Here is a 14,362-nt window from a genome sequence, read left to right as displayed (position 1 = left end):
GCGCGATCCAATCACGGGCCTGCGATGCTCGCCGTACTCAAGTACGGCTGCGCTTCTCGGCCCGAGCTTGGGTCGCTCGCGACGATCGCTTCGCGCAAATCCTCGTTTCTGAGCACGCGATCTACCCCGATTGCCGGCGCCCAAAAGAACAACACACCGCGCCTCTGCCCCGACCTGTACCGCATCCTGACAGAGCCAGACCATGCTGAACCTTCCGCTTTCCGCGCTTGAACAGCGCGATGACTTCATCGGCCGCCACATCGGCCCCGATGCCGCCGAGACCGCCGCGATGTGTGCCGACATCGGCGCCGCGTCGCTCGCCGCGCTGATTTCCGAGACCGTGCCTGCCGGCATCCGCCTGGCTGCACCGCTGCCGATCGCCGCCGCGGTGCCCGAGCACGAAGCGCTTGCCAAGCTCAAGGCCATCGCCAGCAAGAACGTGCTGAAGCGTTCGCTGATCGGTCTGGGCTACTACGACACGATCCTGCCCAAGGTCATCCTGCGCAACGTGCTGGAGAACCCGGGCTGGTACACCGCCTACACGCCCTACCAGGCCGAGATCGCCCAGGGCCGCCTTGAAGCGCTGCTGAACTGGCAGCAGATGGTGATGGACCTCACCGGGCTGGAACTGGCGAACGCCTCGCTGCTCGATGAAGCCACCGCCGCGGCCGAAGCCATGGCGATGGCGCGCCGCGCCTCGAAGAGCAAGTCCAACGCATTCTTCGTCGACAGCGCCGCCTTCCCGCAGACCATCGACGTGGTGAAGACCCGCGCCAAGTACTTCGGTTGGGATCTGGTCTTCGGCACCGCCGAGGAAGCCGCCTCGGCCGACGTGTTCGGCGCGCTGCTGCAGTACCCGGACAAGACCGGCGCGGTGCGCGACCTGACCGACACCATCACCGCACTGAAGGCCAAGGGCGCCTTGGTGGCCGTGGCGTCGGACCTGATGGCGCTGGTGCTGCTCAAATCGCCGGGCGAGATGGGCGCGGACATCGCGCTGGGTTCGGCGCAGCGCTTCGGTGTGCCGATGGGCTTCGGCGGCCCGCATGCCGCCTTCTTCGCGACCCGCGACGAGCACAAGCGTTCGGTGCCGGGCCGCATCATCGGCGTGTCGGTCGACGCGCGCGGCAAGAAGGCGCTGCGCATGGCGCTGCAGACGCGCGAACAGCACATCCGCCGCGAGAAGGCCAACTCCAACATCTGTACCTCGCAGGTGCTGCTGGCCAACATGGCAGGCATGTACGCGGTGTATCACGGCCCGAAGGGCCTGCAGACGATTGCGTCGCGCATCCACAAGCTCGCCGCGATCTTCGCCGCCGGGCTGAAGGGCGCGGGCTACACGCTGCGCACCGCGCAGTTCTTCGACACGCTGGACATCGACACCGGCGACAAGACCACCGCGCTGCACGCCGCCGCCGTGGCCGCGGGCTACAACTTGCGCCATGTGTCGGACACCGCGCTGGGCGTGTCCTTCGATGAGAAGACCACGCGTGACGATGTGGTAGCGCTGTTCGGCCTCTTCGGCGTGAAGGCCGACGTGGCCGCGCTGGAAGCCAGCGTTGCGCTGCCCGCTTCGCTGCTGCGCACCGATGCGATCCTCACGCACCCGGTGTTCAACAGCCACCACACCGAGCACGAGATGCTGCGCTATCTGAAGAAGCTGCAGAATCGCGACCTCGCGCTCGACCACTCGATGATCTCGCTGGGCTCCTGCACCATGAAGCTCAACGCCACCAGCGAAATGATCCCGGTCACCTGGCCGGAGTTCGGCGACGTGCACCCCTTCGTGCCGCGCGAACAGGCTGCGGGCTACCTCGAGATGATCGACGGCCTCGCCGACTACCTGCGCGCAGTCACCGGCTTCCCGGCGATCTGCATGCAGCCGAACTCCGGCGCACAGGGTGAGTACGCCGGCCTCGTCGCGATCCGCCGCTACCACGAGTCGCGCGGCGACGCGCACCGCAACATCTGCCTGATCCCGAAATCCGCCCACGGCACCAACCCCGCTACCGCGCAGATGTGCGGGCTGGATGTGGTGGTGGTCGACTGCGACGAGAACGGCAACGTCGACGTCGCGGACCTCAAGGCCAAGGCGGAGCAGCACAAGGACAACCTCGCCGCGCTGATGATCACCTACCCCTCGACGCACGGCGTGTTCGAGGAAGCGGTGAAGGACATCTGCGCCACGGTGCACGCCTTCGGCGGCCAGGTCTACATGGACGGCGCCAACCTCAACGCGCAGGTCGGCCTCACCTCGCCCGCCACCATCGGCGCCGACGTCAGCCACATGAACCTGCACAAGACCTTCTGCATCCCGCACGGCGGCGGCGGCCCCGGCATGGGCCCGATCGGCCTCGCGGCGCACCTTGCCCCCTTCATGGCCGACCACGCCGTGAAGCCCACCGGCGCCGACGCACGGTCACACGCCGGCCAGGGCGCGGTCAGCGCCGCCCCGTTCGGCTCGGCGAGCATCCTCACCATCTCGTGGATGTACATCACGATGATGGGCGGCGAAGGCCTCAAGCAGGCGACCGAGTACGCGATCCTCAACGCCAACTACGTCGCCGCCAAGCTCGGCCTGCACTACCCGGTGCTCTACCGCGGCACGCACGGCCGCGTCGCGCACGAGTGCATCCTCGACATCCGCCCGATCAAGGCTGCCACCGGCATCACCGAGGTCGACATCGCCAAGCGCCTGATGGACTACGGTTTCCACGCGCCCACGATGTCCTTCCCGGTGGCCGGCACGATCATGGTCGAGCCGACCGAGTCGGAATCGAAGGGCGAGTTGGACCGCTTCATCGCCGCGATGACGCAGATCCGCGAAGAGATCCGCAAGGTCGAACAAGGCACGTGGCCCGCTGACGCCAACCCGCTCAAGCACGCGCCGCATACGCAGGCAGACGTGATGGTGGCGGAGTGGACGCGCGTCTATTCACGCGAAGAAGCAGTGTTCCCGCTGGCTTACGTTGCCGAGAACAAGTTCTGGCCGAGCGTCAATCGCATCGATGACGTGTATGGGGATCGGAATTTGTTCTGCGCGTGTGTGCCGATGGAGGAGTATTCGGCGTAATGGCCGGGGTGCTTCGGCTGTTGCAGTGACGCAGAAGGGCCGCCCGATGGGCGGCCCTTCTTCTTGATCTCTCACAGCGAGCCACGGCTAGCGGGCTACTTGGGATGACGATCGGCTCAACCGTATCTTGAGGATGTTAGGTCCATGAAGGACCAAATGGAGCAGCCCTGAATCAGTACCCTTGTGCGGACTCACGTAGAAGCCTGATTAGGTCATCCAGGTTTTTGCGGACCTCAATATCGAGCGACTCTGCCTCTATTCGCTCTAGTTCGTGCAGCCAATCTTTGGCGCAAACCAGACGTTCGAACTCTTGAGCATCCAGCGAGGCCAGGTCATGCACCAACTCCCCGTCATATGCCCCGCCAGCGTTGACGTCTCTGACAGTCAGCGCCAGCGCTACTGGCAAGACATGATTGAGAAAGAGCCGCTGCCGAACAGCTCTACAGAGATCCCACTCCGAAAGGTCCGTAATCTCGCAGGTGCGGACATCGCGGTACCACGCACCCAAAGATGACGTATCCCGCTCAATCGTATCGTGCGCTTGCTCGGCTTCCAGATCGCAGAATCTCATGTTCAAACTCCATAATCCCTGATCCCGGACGCAATCCTGTTCAATAACCGAATAGCTTGGCTCCACACGGCGCGAACATCCTATCTCATTAGGCCTTCCAACTTCCTGACGGCAGGCCGCAGGTTGCGGCTGGACGCAGCGAAGCCAAACGTCATTTTCAGCCGCCAACTCCTTGCCGAACCGCGTTGGCCGGGGTCCCGCCCCCGGCGGGCGTCTTACTTTCTGGCAACAGCACCAGAAAGTAAGCAAAGAGTGCCGCCCGGCGTTTGCGGTCAGGCGCGTTGCGCCTGACTTCCCTCGCGTGCTCGCGAAGTCGGGCGGCTGCGGAACTCGGCCCTACGGGCCTCAGACAGTCCTCGCCGTCGGCGCTACGCGCCGATGCCCCGACCCCGCTGCGCCACTCGGCGCTCTCGACGGGATCCAAGGTCAAAACCATCGCGACTTCACGGCCCGTCGGGTCTTCAGAGCCTGGGCACCAACGGTCAAACGTCGACGCATTTCCTTCCCCCTCTGAAACGCCGAGCAGCACAGGGGCGCCGGGTTCCGACGTGCGCAGCACGGCGGGGCCGAGGACTGTCCGAGCTCCGAGCGCAGCGAGGGCGAGTTCCGCAGGCCCCCGGCGTTCCGAGCAGCGCAGGGCACCCCGACAAAGTCGGGGCGTTGAAGCGGGGCGACTTTCTTTGGGTACTTTCTTTGTTCGCACAAAGAAAGTACCCCGCCCGCCGGGGCGGGACCCGGCTTGAGCGCGAAGGCCGGCACAAACCAGCAGCGCAAATCGCAGGCCCAAGCCGAGGGCGGGTTGGCTTTATCAACCTACGCCAGACCACCGCCGGCGCGGCGCGAGTCGTGGATGCGGCTAACCCGCACTACGCAACTGCCGACACGGCGACTTGAGCCCGCTCAACTCGCGCTCACCACCGCGACAGCCGAAGCTCGGCGCGCTTGGTACGCTGCCGGGCACACCGAGCCGCCGCCAGAGCGGTCGATCAGCGCCGTGCCGTCCGACCGGCAGCGGCCAAACACCGCGTAAATGAAAGCAGCCCCCATCCATGACTGATGTCGCCCGTGTGTCCGCCTTTGGCCGTCAGGCCGCCAACGTGGGTCGCGCCCTTCCGTTTTCGGAGAGTGTCGGCTCGCCGGACGAGCTGCCCGAAGCGCTCGCCACTGCGCTCAAGCAGGCGCTTGGCGACGACGCAGAGGACGTGCAACTGATCATCCACTCGCCCGCCTTTGCCACCGTAGGGCAGAGCAGTCCGGAGAATGTGTTCGCCTTGACGAGCACGCGCTGGATTCTGGTCGCCAAGACGGCCACTGGCACCGTGACAAGCACCGCCCCCTTCACCGCCGCAGCGGTCATCGAGCTGACAATGATCCTGCTCGGCGGGCAGTTGCGGATCGAGTCGGTAGGTGGCGCCGCGGGCTGCGCGGTGGGCTTCAACATGGTGTCGATCGATCTGTTCCGCGAAGCGCTGTTCCTCATCCTCAAAGGCGCGCCGCCGCCACGCCCCGCGGTCCCGTTGCGCGACGATATCGAAACAGAACAGGCGCGCTTGACGTTCAAGTTCCGCACCGCGCTGCAGGAGCAGATTCCAACCGGGTTTGCACTCCGCGACTTGTACAGCTGGAGCAGCGAAGTTTCGCCGTTCGCGCGGCTGCTGTTCATGAAGCCCGCCGCCCCGGCCGGGGTCGTGGCAGTGACCGATACCTGCCTGTGCGTGATTACCGACCCGCCAGCGGGCAAGGAGAAGCAACAGAAGGGCAAGTCGCCGCATGGCAAGATCGCGACTTACCTGCTGCGCCACCACGGGATTACGCTGCACGCGCCGGCACCCGCGAACAAGGGCGACGTCGTGTTGCGCCTCGCATTCGGCAACGGCGTGTGCGTCACGCTGCACGCACCGGCCCGTCAGGCGGGTGGCGTCGTCGCATTGCTCATGTCGGCTCTGTCACCCGACGCCTGAGCCGGCCCGCGCAGAGCCCCGGCGCCCCCCACGCATCATCCGCGATTCAAGCTCCGCCCAGAAGGCCGTGCGGCCCTCAGGGCGTCACGCTTTCCAGGGCTTGAGGGGCGGCTTTGGTGCCGGATCAATGACCACGCTGAATTTTCCGGACTTCGCGATGGCTGCCCGCCCGGCATCGTCGTTATCGGCATTCATCATTGCGCAAAGCGCTTCGTTGAAGGGATTCAAGGTGCCCGGCCCGTACACGCCGATGCAGCCAGCAAGGCATGTCGCCTCCGCCGGGTTGGCCCGTGCCGCATGCATCCAGTGTTTGCCGGAAACCCGCCAGGCGCCGAGGCTGGCATAGTTGGGAATCCACTCCTTGGTGACATAGGTACCCGCACGCAGCCCGTAGACATAGGGCGCCGCATCCGTCTCCTTGAACGCCACACCGAAACGCGCCACCTTGAATTCACGCGAGACCCGGCTGCCGTCTTCCGCACTACCATCGAGGCGCAGCACGTAAAGCGGCACCTCGTAAGCAGTGTCCGTCGCCACCGGATAGGCGATGAGCTTCACTTTGCCGGCGGTGACCGCGGTCAGCGTCGCCACGGCAGCGCGCAGTTCGCCACGTGCACGCCGCTTGAAATTGACTTTGACGGCATGGTTTGCGGCGATGTCTTCAAGCGAATAGAAGGTGCCGTCGGCCCCGTCTTCGAGTTGCACCGGTTTGCCATCGAGCAGCCACTCGTTCACTTGATAGCCTGCATCGGGCAGCGCAGTGAATAGCTGCTGGCCCCCAAGGGCGATGCGGAACGGTTCTGAAGGGTCGACCTTGCCATGCTTGCCGGCGCTCGGTTTGATCTGGAAGTCCTGCGCCACGAACACCACTTCAAGCGCATGCAGGCGGCAGTCGAACACGCCCTTGAGCGAAAAGCTGTCCTTGCCTTCCTGCACGGTTTTTCCGTCGAATTTCCAGTGCCCGACGCGGTAGCCGCTGGCAGCGCTTGCCTTGAAGGTCTGGCCCGACGCCCACGACACCACCAGAGGCTTTGCACCTGAAGCCGGGCTCAGCGTGCCGTGCGGATCGGGCGCCAGGCTGTTCGGCATCGTCTGCACCGTGTACGTGAGCGGCGCGAAGGTCACATTGACATGGGTGCTTCGCGCGATGCCGTTGATGCGGCAGGTGAGTGTCTTGCCGTCGACGTCGGGCCCGCGCCCCGGACTGTCGACCATTTGCCCGTTGTAGTACCAGCCGGACACAGTGCAGTTTGGGTCCGGGAACATCGCGACCTCGACGTCGGTGCCGGCCTCGAATTCGTCTTCAACCTGGCGCCCCTTCTCGTCGCGCCCCGCAAAGGCCACACGCCCGTTCGATCCGGCCTCAACGCTTACTTTGCATTTGCCCATGACATCCCCCCGGAAGAAGGCCGCCCGGCACCGGAAAACCGGCTACCAGCTTGCCGCCTGCATCTCTGTCGGGCGCAAAGCAGTATTGTTTGTTTCATTATGGGTCGAGAAACCCGCAGAGCAATCCGCGCGCTCTTCAAAGAGCATGCGTTCACAGAGAATCCGCAGGCTCCCCCGGCATCGCACTCAGTGCATCACAACCTCGACCAAACCGATGATTGCGAGAACCCACAGCAATCCGCCAAGCACGATCCAGAAAATGTTGGCTTTGCTGAAGGTGCTGTTCGATCGCCCAGCCGGATCGCCGCACGCTGCGTTGATCGCCCCCTGCGCCTGCACACCGAGCAAGGCAATAACGGGGATGCACACGAACGAGAGCAGATCGGCATACGGCGCCCATAGCCCCTTGGCGCTCATGCGGTCCATCATGTTGGCAAGGATCAGGAAAACCACCATCTGCGTGGCGATGGCCTGGCGTGGCCAGCGGTGCGCTACGCCGCGTTCCGCCGCCGTTTCGTCGACCGCGCGAAAGAGCGCGTGGACAAAGAAGACGCTGAATACCGCGCGCACGGCCGGCAATACCGACGCGCCAGTGGCCGTTTTGTAGCGTCGCCAATTGAGGTAGAACCAGAACACAACGTAGATGCCCAAGGTCGCCAGAAAGAGTGTCGTGAACTTGCGGGTCGATACGACATAGAAGGGGTGACGCGCCTCGATTGCGCTATCGGGCTCGACCACAGCGGCTTTGGGCGGTGCGTATATGTTTGCGTCCAATCCTTGCACTCCGTTTTCCAGTCATTGGAAAGGCATATGACAGCTGTGAAGACTGGCCGATCGCCCGTCTGTCTCAAGCATACCGATCGGCGCACCGCGATTGATATGCACATCCGCACGGCATGGGCAAGACGGAATCGCCACGTGGAAAACCGAACGCCGCGCCGCAATGCGCCTGAGGCGTTTGCGGCAATCCGGTACGCCCCAGCACCGCCTTACCAAGGATTGATGCGCCCGTAAGCGCGCCTGTCGACGCGCTACTCCGTGGGCTGTATCCGCCGATCGTCATAGGGTGCCCCGCCCCCGTCAGAAGGAGGAGCATCGAATGAGCCCTCAGCGCTGAACCGGCATACGCAGTTCGCAGGCGAGTCGTGCCGGATCGTCGGGGCGCGCGTCGGGGCTGATCACCTCAAGGAAGTGCCCGTCTCCGAGCCGCAGGCCACTTGCCGGCAGCCAATGCACCAGCAGGCGCCCCCAATGTGCGCCGAGCGCCGAGCGCGGTCCGTCGAAAGGGCTGCAGGCGTACAGGCCACCCAGCAGACGGCGCCGTGCGACGCGCGCGCTCCCCTCGCGCCAGCCGGGCGGCAGCACCACGCACAGGTCGTAACGGCAACGGTTGGACGGAGAGATGCCGGGGTCGTCGACGCCGATTCCGATCAGCGGTTGGCCGCCCAGCCCCGCAGCTTCAACCCACACCATAAAACGCCGCCAGGCCGGCTCGATCACCGCGTCGTAGGCACCGGTGACGCGAACGTAGGCAATGTCGATCGGTGCAAACTCACGCACGAGCAAGGTCGGCAGGCGATCCCGCGGCTCACTGTTCAGGAGGGCATCGTCCTCACGCAAAGCGCGCCACGCGCTGGCCGACATGCCGAAATGCTTGCGGAAGGCATGGGCGAAAGATTCTGCAGTGGCGAAGCCGACCCCGAGCGCGATATCACCGACCGTCGCGCTGCGGTCGTAACGCAGGCGGCTGGCGCCGTTCTCCAAGCGCCTGCGGCGCACATAAGCGTTTGGCGACTCGCCGGTCCACCCCTGGAAGACGCGCTGGAAGTGACAGGGCGAGTAGGCGGCGATCTCAGCGAGCGTTGCGAGCGACAGGTTTCCGCCCAGTCCGCTTTCGATGAAATCGAGCACCCGGTTCATACGCCGCGCGAGCGAATCGGCGGCTGGAAGGTTGTCGGTGCAGGCGGTGCTCACGGCGTGTAACGGTCACTCGAAGAAGGAAGACCGCAACAATATCGCAAGATCGGGCAGGCGTACGACGCTCTGCAACAGTGCACAGGTCGCCTGCCGGGCATAGCATCGTCCAACACAAGAAGGCCGGGCGCTCGCACCGGCCGCACCGGAGACGATCGCGATGTGTCGCACCCCTTTGCTGCTTCTGACGCTGCTATGCACCGCCTGCGGCGGCCCGCACGCCGAAGCGCCAGCGGCCGACCCCGGCAGCCCGGCCATCGACGAGGCGGGCGGCCTGCCCGCGGGCTACGCGCTGGTATGGTCCGACGAGTTCAACACGGATGGCCTGCCCGACCCCGCCAAATGGGGCTACGACACCCACCGCAACAAGCTCGGCTGGTACAACGACGAACGCCAGTATTACGCGGCAGAACGCGCCCGCAACGCTCGGGTGGAAGGCGGCCGGCTGGTGATCGAGGCGCATCGCGAAACGCTCGACCCCGCGAGCTTCCCCGACTACGGGGGTCAGGCCTACACGGCGGCGCGGCTGCTGTCGCGCAACGCGGGCAAGTGGACTTACGGCTTCTTCGAGGTGCGCGCCAAGCTCGCGTGCGGCCGCGGCACCTGGCCGGCAATCTGGATGCTGTCGGCGCCGCCCGCGACCCAGTGGCCGGACGATGGCGAGATCGACATCATGGAACATGTCGGCTACGAGCCGGGTGTGGTGCATGGGTCGGTTCACACCAAGGCCTGCTACCACAGCATCGGCACCCACAAGACCGCGCAGACGCGGTTCGCCGACGCCTGCGACGCCTTCCACCGCTACCAGCTGCTGTGGACGCCGCAGCGCATCACGATCGGCGTCGACGACCGCGCCTACTTCCAGTTCCGCAACGACGGCACCGGCGACCGCGCCACCTGGCCCTTCGACAAACCTCAGTACCTGCTGCTGAACATGGCGGTGGGCGGAACATGGGGCGGGCTCAAGGGCATCGACGACGCCGCCTTTCCGGCGAATATGGAAATCGACTACGTGCGGGTCTATCAACGGGAGGCCCAATGAGCGCGCCCAGAAAATTTCACAGGCTGGTGGCATTCGCCGCCGCCCTGCCGCTTTGTGTGCTCGCCGCGCCGGTGGCCATCCACATCGCGCCCGACACGCCGCTGATGGCGGTCAATCGTGACGTCACCGCGGGCTACAACTTCGGCAACTGGATGCAGATGGCCGAGTACGGCGAAGAGATGGGGCGCGAAGCGCCCCCGGCCGCGCTGCGCTTCCCCGGTGGCAATGTCGGCGACGAAACCGACTTGAGCGAGCACTCGCTCAACACTCTGGTATCGCTGCTGGGTCTGCTCAAACAGCCGCATCCCATTCCCTTGATGGTGCAGACCCGCGTGTTCCAGGCCAAGCCGAGTGAGGCACCGGCGGCCAATCGCCCGGAAGATGCCGCCGCCGCGGTGCGCATGGCGCAGGCACGCGGCCTGCGGGTGAAATACTGGGAGATCGGTAACGAACCCGACCTCTTCGCGGTTACCCGCGGCGACCCCAGCTGGACGGCGGAACGCTACTGCGACGTGTTTCGCGCGCAGGCGGCGGCGATCCGCGCGGTCGACCCGGCGGCGCGCATCGCCGGACCGGCGGTATCGGGCGCGGTGCCCGCCGCCACCACTTTTGCCGAACGTTTCGTTCACGAATGCGGTGATGTGGTCGACCTGCTCACCTGGCACATCTACCCCACGGAAGGCAACGGGCGCACCGACGACGCGCTTGCAACGGTGCGCAACGCGGACAGCGAGCTTCGTTACTACCGCGAACTGTGGGCCGACCCGGCGCGCAACCCGCGCGGTCACACCCGCAAGATCGGCTTCGGCGTCACCGAATTCGGGCTGTCGTGGCGCACCGACCGGCCGACCTTTCTGAGCGACATGCCGGGTGCGCTGTGGGCGGTGGAAACCGCGCTGCGTCTGGCCAAGGGCGGCGCCGAGGTGGCGCACTACTTTGCCTATCAGGGGGTGGTGAATCATGGCCTGCTCGACACTGCCGGCGCACCGCGCCCCACCTTTTACGGCTTCCGCATGCTCAACGCGCTGCGCGGCGAATTCGTCGCCACGCGCAGCGCCGATGCTCAGGTGTGGGCCCATGCGGCGCGCGAAGGCGAAACCTTGCGTGTGCTGATCCTCAACAGCGCCGAGGCGCCGCGCGACATCGCTGTGGATGCGGGGGGCTGGTCGGTGCTGGATGGCCGGCAATTCGTTGCCGACACGGTGGATCAGGAGGCGCCGCCCGCATCGATGGCGCCGGGGCCGGTGCTCCATCTCGCCCCGCACTCGATGTCGCTGCTTACGTTCAAGCGTCCGTGAAACGCGACTCGCTGTCCGCGCGGCGGCTTCCTGACAACACGCCACCCGCTGCGTCCTATCCCTCGCATTCCATCACTTTGCGAGGAGGGCGCAGATCATGCGCAGCGTTGTCATCCGATCGATCGTTTTCAGTTGCTTCTGCGCCGCGCTGACATCGGCGCCGGCAGTGCATGCCGGGGACGCCGAAGACAGACTGCCCGGTCTGTCGCCGTGCGCGGCGCCATGCCAGCCCGCCGATGAGTTGATCACCCATCCTGACAACGGCAAGGCGTTGCTGGTGCGCGAGGGCAGCGTGCTGACGCAATTCCACTACGACGCGCACGGCGAACTGACGGAGGTCAGCAATTCGGAAGGCGCGCACTTCCAGCTCGACTACGACGGAAAAAAGCAGATCCGCACGCTGCGCATGCTGTCCGACGGCCGCCCCGCGCAGCTCATGCGCTTCGACTACAACCGCTCAGGCAAGCCGGTTCGCATCGAACTGGTCGGCGTGGGGCTGATCCGCGTGCGCTACGACGCGTCGGGAGAGATCGCCTCGGTCGATTCGCCCCAAGGCGCGCGGATGGCGCTGCAGATTACCCAAACCTTCCAGTCGCTGCTCTCGGTGACTCGCCCCCGCTGTGCGGTGCGCGCTACGACCGCGAACTGGCCGGGGCGGCCGCGATCAGGGCTTTGACAGTCTCGCCTTGGCGTCTTCGAACCCGCCGTAGTTCTCGACCTTGGTGTAACCCATTTCCCGCATCGTCTTGAGCGCGATGTCGGCGCGACGCCCGCTGCGGCAATAGAGCACCACCGGGGCGTCCTTGCTCGGCACCAGCGCCGTGATCTTTGTGGCGACCTGGTCATGCGGCAGGTTCAACGCCCCCTCGACATGGCCGGTGGCGAATTCTTCCGGCGTGCGCACGTCGATCACCACCGGGCTGACTGCAAGGGCGATGCCGAGCCACGCCGCAGCAAACATGCCACAACCTGACCGGGCCAGAAAACGTCGTCGGTTCATTGCGTGCTCTCCCTTGAAAACAATCCGCTCGTGGTGGATCGCTGAATTGCTCACTTTATCAGCGCCGGGCAGCGAATCCGCCCCAACACGACCGAGCATTGGACTGCAGCCTCGCGACTGTCGGCATCCAGCGCTTGCGCGCAGCCCGCGCCAGCGGTGCGGCAGTCGCTGCAGCAATCTGGCGTGTGACGACCCGCTGGGCCGAAAACCCGATCGGGTGGATAGCTTGCAGCCGACAGGCTCAAGTCGGCGCGCGCGCGACCGCAAATGCTGATGTGAACCCATGGTTTCCCCGCTCCGCGCTGACCCTCCTGACCGCAATCACCGGCGCGGCTGAGGCGGCCTGCGCCGGCCGTTACGAGATGCCGATCACACACCTGGGCTACGCAGCCTACCGCGACGCCCAAGGCAATCTCGCCGGATACATGATCGACGAGATGCGGGAGCTTGCACGCCGAAGCGGCTGCGTCATCGAGGCGGCGGACTACCCGGTGGAGCGCATCCGAGTGATGAGCACCAAGGGCCAGGTCTCGGTGAAAGGCTTTACGTCGCTCGACGGCCCGGTGGCGCCGCCGATGTACTGGGTGCCCACCTTGCAGCAGGACGTTCGGCTCCTGGTGCGGCGCGATCGCGCGCCCGCAGACCCGAGCTTTGACGCCGCGATGCGGGCGCCGGGCCTGGTGATCGGCGTGGTCCGCGGCCTTTACTATGGCGATGCCTTCGATGCGCTATTCGACGCACTGCCGGAGGCGCGGAAGGATATTTCGGCAACGATGGACGACCTGCTGCGCAAGCTTGCGGCCGGCCGCATCGACGCCTCGCCGTTGCTGCCGGTGGAATACGTCAAGTGGCTGCGGGATCAGCACCTCGAGCACCAGTTCATTTCGTTGCCGTTCTCGCGTGATGGCACGCTGACAACCGGCTGGAAGTTCTTTTCTCCGCCGATCGCGCCCGGCGACCTGAAGCTGTTGATCCGCGCAGCCGAATCAATGCGTGACGATGGCACCGACCTGAAGCTGATCATGCATTATCTCGGCCCCGACGAAGCCCGCACGACCGTCCGCATCGCGCCGCCCCGCTGACGGAAAGCTGGCATTGCACACTCGCCGGTGCGATAGTGCGCGTCCCTGCCGACGCCGCCCCGCCACCATGCGCCGACTGCGCTTCGATTCGCCTTACCTGCTGCTCTTGCTCACGGTGCTGTTCTGGTCCGGCAACTGGGTGGTCGGCCGCGGTTTCCGCGGGCAGGTGCCGCCGGTCGCGCTGGCCTTCTGGCGCTGGACGATCGCGTTCGCCTGCACCCTGCCCTTCGCCTGGCCCCATCTGCCGCAGATCGGCACCGCACTGCGGCAGCATGCGGGCATCCTTGTGCTGCTCGCGCTGCTCGGCATCACCGGCTACAACACCCTGACCTACATCGGCCTGCAACACACCACCGCCACCAACGGGGTGCTGCTCAATTCCTTCATTCCGATCGTGATCATCGGCCTGTCGTGGGCCTTCCTCGGCAAGCGGCTTTCGCCGCGCGAGATCGCCGGCGTGCTGATTTCGCTGGGCGGCGTCACGGTGATCGTCGCGCATGGCGACCCGGCCACGCTGGCCACGCTGTCGCTGAACCCCGGCGATCTGTGGATCATGGTCTCGGTGTTCGTGTGGGCCGGCTACACCCTGCTTTTGCAGTTCCGCCCCGCCGGGCTGCACCCGATGGCGATGCTGGCGATCCTGACCGCGATCGGCGTGATCACGCTGGCGCCGGTGTATGCGTGGGAACTGGCGCAGGGGCGCACGATCCACGCAACGCCCGCGGCACTGGCTGGCGTGCTCTACACCGGCATCTTCCCTGGCTTTCTCGGCTACGTTTTCTGGAACCGCGCGGTGGCGCAGGTCGGTGGGCCGGTGTCCGGACTCTTCATCCACCTGATGCCGGTGTTCACGCCGCTGCTTTCCGCCGTATTCCTCGGCGAGACACCGCACGCCTACCACTTCGCCGGCATGGCGCTGATCCTCGGTGGCATTCTGCTCACCACGCTGCGCCGCGCCTTAAAATGAGCCCA

12 protein-coding genes are annotated in these 14,362 nt (G+C 65.6%); 7 read left to right on the top strand and 5 right to left on the bottom strand.

The annotated features are described in order from the left end of the window. The first annotated feature begins 202 nt into the window (after positions 1–202). Positions 203–3,073, top strand: coding sequence for an aminomethyl-transferring glycine dehydrogenase (gene gcvP / locus GGR36_RS20935; protein ID WP_183638257.1), 2,871 nt, complete (start codon positions 203–205; stop codon positions 3,071–3,073). Positions 3,074–3,245: 172 nt separating this feature from the next. On the opposite strand, the gene GGR36_RS20930 is transcribed toward gcvP, so the two are convergent. Beyond that, the gene (locus tag GGR36_RS20930; RefSeq protein ID WP_183638254.1) at positions 3,246–3,644 is read right to left on the bottom strand and encodes a contact-dependent growth inhibition system immunity protein; all 399 of its coding nucleotides are present in this window, start codon (positions 3,642–3,644) and stop codon (positions 3,246–3,248) included. 1,049 nt (positions 3,645–4,693) lie between these two features. Between GGR36_RS20930 and GGR36_RS20925 the strand changes: the two genes are divergently transcribed. After that, a complete protein-coding gene (locus GGR36_RS20925) occupies positions 4,694–5,605 on the top strand; it encodes a hypothetical protein (protein WP_183638251.1) in 912 nt (303 codons plus the stop codon). An 84-nt stretch (positions 5,606–5,689) separates the two neighbouring features. Here the strand turns inward: GGR36_RS20925 and GGR36_RS20920 are convergent, their stop codons facing one another. From GGR36_RS20920 to GGR36_RS20910, 3 genes are all read right to left on the bottom strand, one after another. Further along, positions 5,690–6,994, bottom strand: a complete 1,305-nt coding sequence (locus tag GGR36_RS20920; protein ID WP_183638249.1) for an InlB B-repeat-containing protein — start codon at positions 6,992–6,994, stop codon at positions 5,690–5,692. A gap of 186 nt (positions 6,995–7,180) precedes the next feature. Continuing rightward, positions 7,181–7,768, bottom strand: coding sequence for a hypothetical protein (locus GGR36_RS20915; protein ID WP_183638246.1), 588 nt, complete (start codon positions 7,766–7,768; stop codon positions 7,181–7,183). A 333-nt stretch (positions 7,769–8,101) separates the two neighbouring features. After that, positions 8,102–8,968 (bottom strand): GyrI-like domain-containing protein, encoded by an 867-nt coding sequence (locus GGR36_RS20910; RefSeq protein WP_183638243.1) that lies wholly within the window; start codon positions 8,966–8,968, stop codon positions 8,102–8,104. 160 nt (positions 8,969–9,128) lie between these two features. Here GGR36_RS20910 and GGR36_RS20905 point away from each other — a divergent pair, with 160 nt between their 5' ends. The 3 genes from GGR36_RS20905 (at position 9,129) to GGR36_RS20895 (ending at position 11,984) form a co-directional block, all read left to right on the top strand. Continuing rightward, positions 9,129–10,010, top strand: a complete 882-nt coding sequence (locus GGR36_RS20905) for a glycoside hydrolase family 16 protein (RefSeq protein ID WP_183638241.1) — start codon at positions 9,129–9,131, stop codon at positions 10,008–10,010. After that, complete coding sequence (locus GGR36_RS20900) at positions 10,007–11,308, top strand: glycoside hydrolase family protein (protein WP_183638239.1); 1,302 nt, start codon at positions 10,007–10,009, stop codon at positions 11,306–11,308. Before GGR36_RS20905 ends, GGR36_RS20900 begins: the two co-directional genes overlap by 4 nt. A 97-nt stretch (positions 11,309–11,405) precedes the next feature. Next, positions 11,406–11,984, top strand: coding sequence for a hypothetical protein (locus GGR36_RS20895; RefSeq protein WP_183638237.1), 579 nt, complete (start codon positions 11,406–11,408; stop codon positions 11,982–11,984). Here the strand turns inward: GGR36_RS20895 and GGR36_RS20890 are convergent. Further along, a complete protein-coding gene (locus GGR36_RS20890) occupies positions 11,973–12,308 on the bottom strand; it encodes a rhodanese-like domain-containing protein (RefSeq protein ID WP_183638235.1) in 336 nt (111 codons plus the stop codon). The two genes, GGR36_RS20895 and GGR36_RS20890, sit on opposite strands and share 12 nt — an antisense overlap. A gap of 275 nt (positions 12,309–12,583) precedes the next feature. Here GGR36_RS20890 and GGR36_RS20885 point away from each other — a divergent pair, with 275 nt between their 5' ends. Together GGR36_RS20885 and GGR36_RS20880 are read left to right on the top strand one after the other, a co-directional pair. Further along, the gene (locus GGR36_RS20885) at positions 12,584–13,390 is read left to right on the top strand and encodes a transporter substrate-binding domain-containing protein (RefSeq protein ID WP_183638233.1); all 807 of its coding nucleotides are present in this window, start codon (positions 12,584–12,586) and stop codon (positions 13,388–13,390) included. 67 nt (positions 13,391–13,457) lie between these two features. Further along, positions 13,458–14,357, top strand: coding sequence for a DMT family transporter (locus GGR36_RS20880; protein WP_183638231.1), 900 nt, complete (start codon positions 13,458–13,460; stop codon positions 14,355–14,357). Positions 14,358–14,362 lie beyond the last annotated feature (5 nt).

This window comes from Niveibacterium umoris (assembly GCF_014197015.1).
Classification (GTDB): domain Bacteria; phylum Pseudomonadota; class Gammaproteobacteria; order Burkholderiales; family Rhodocyclaceae; genus Niveibacterium; species Niveibacterium umoris.
This window is presented reverse-complemented; position numbering and strand designations above follow the sequence as displayed.

Excerpts from the sequence above, each read along its gene's own strand:
- GGR36_RS20905 (WP_183638241.1), top strand. The coding sequence starts at position 9,129 with ATGTGTCGCACCCCTTTGCTGCTTCTGACGCTGCTATGCACCGCCTGC.
- gcvP (WP_183638257.1), top strand. The coding sequence starts at position 203 with ATGCTGAACCTTCCGCTTTCCGCGCTTGAACAGCGCGATGACTTCATC.
- GGR36_RS20920 (WP_183638249.1), bottom strand. The coding sequence starts at position 6,994 with ATGGGCAAATGCAAAGTAAGCGTTGAGGCCGGATCGAACGGGCGTGTG.
- GGR36_RS20900 (WP_183638239.1), top strand. The coding sequence starts at position 10,007 with ATGAGCGCGCCCAGAAAATTTCACAGGCTGGTGGCATTCGCCGCCGCC.
- GGR36_RS20925 (WP_183638251.1), top strand. The coding sequence starts at position 4,694 with ATGACTGATGTCGCCCGTGTGTCCGCCTTTGGCCGTCAGGCCGCCAAC.
- GGR36_RS20895 (WP_183638237.1), top strand. The coding sequence starts at position 11,406 with ATGCGCAGCGTTGTCATCCGATCGATCGTTTTCAGTTGCTTCTGCGCC.
- GGR36_RS20890 (WP_183638235.1), bottom strand. The coding sequence starts at position 12,308 with ATGAACCGACGACGTTTTCTGGCCCGGTCAGGTTGTGGCATGTTTGCT.
- GGR36_RS20880 (WP_183638231.1), top strand. The coding sequence starts at position 13,458 with ATGCGCCGACTGCGCTTCGATTCGCCTTACCTGCTGCTCTTGCTCACG.
- GGR36_RS20930 (WP_183638254.1), bottom strand. The coding sequence starts at position 3,644 with ATGAGATTCTGCGATCTGGAAGCCGAGCAAGCGCACGATACGATTGAG.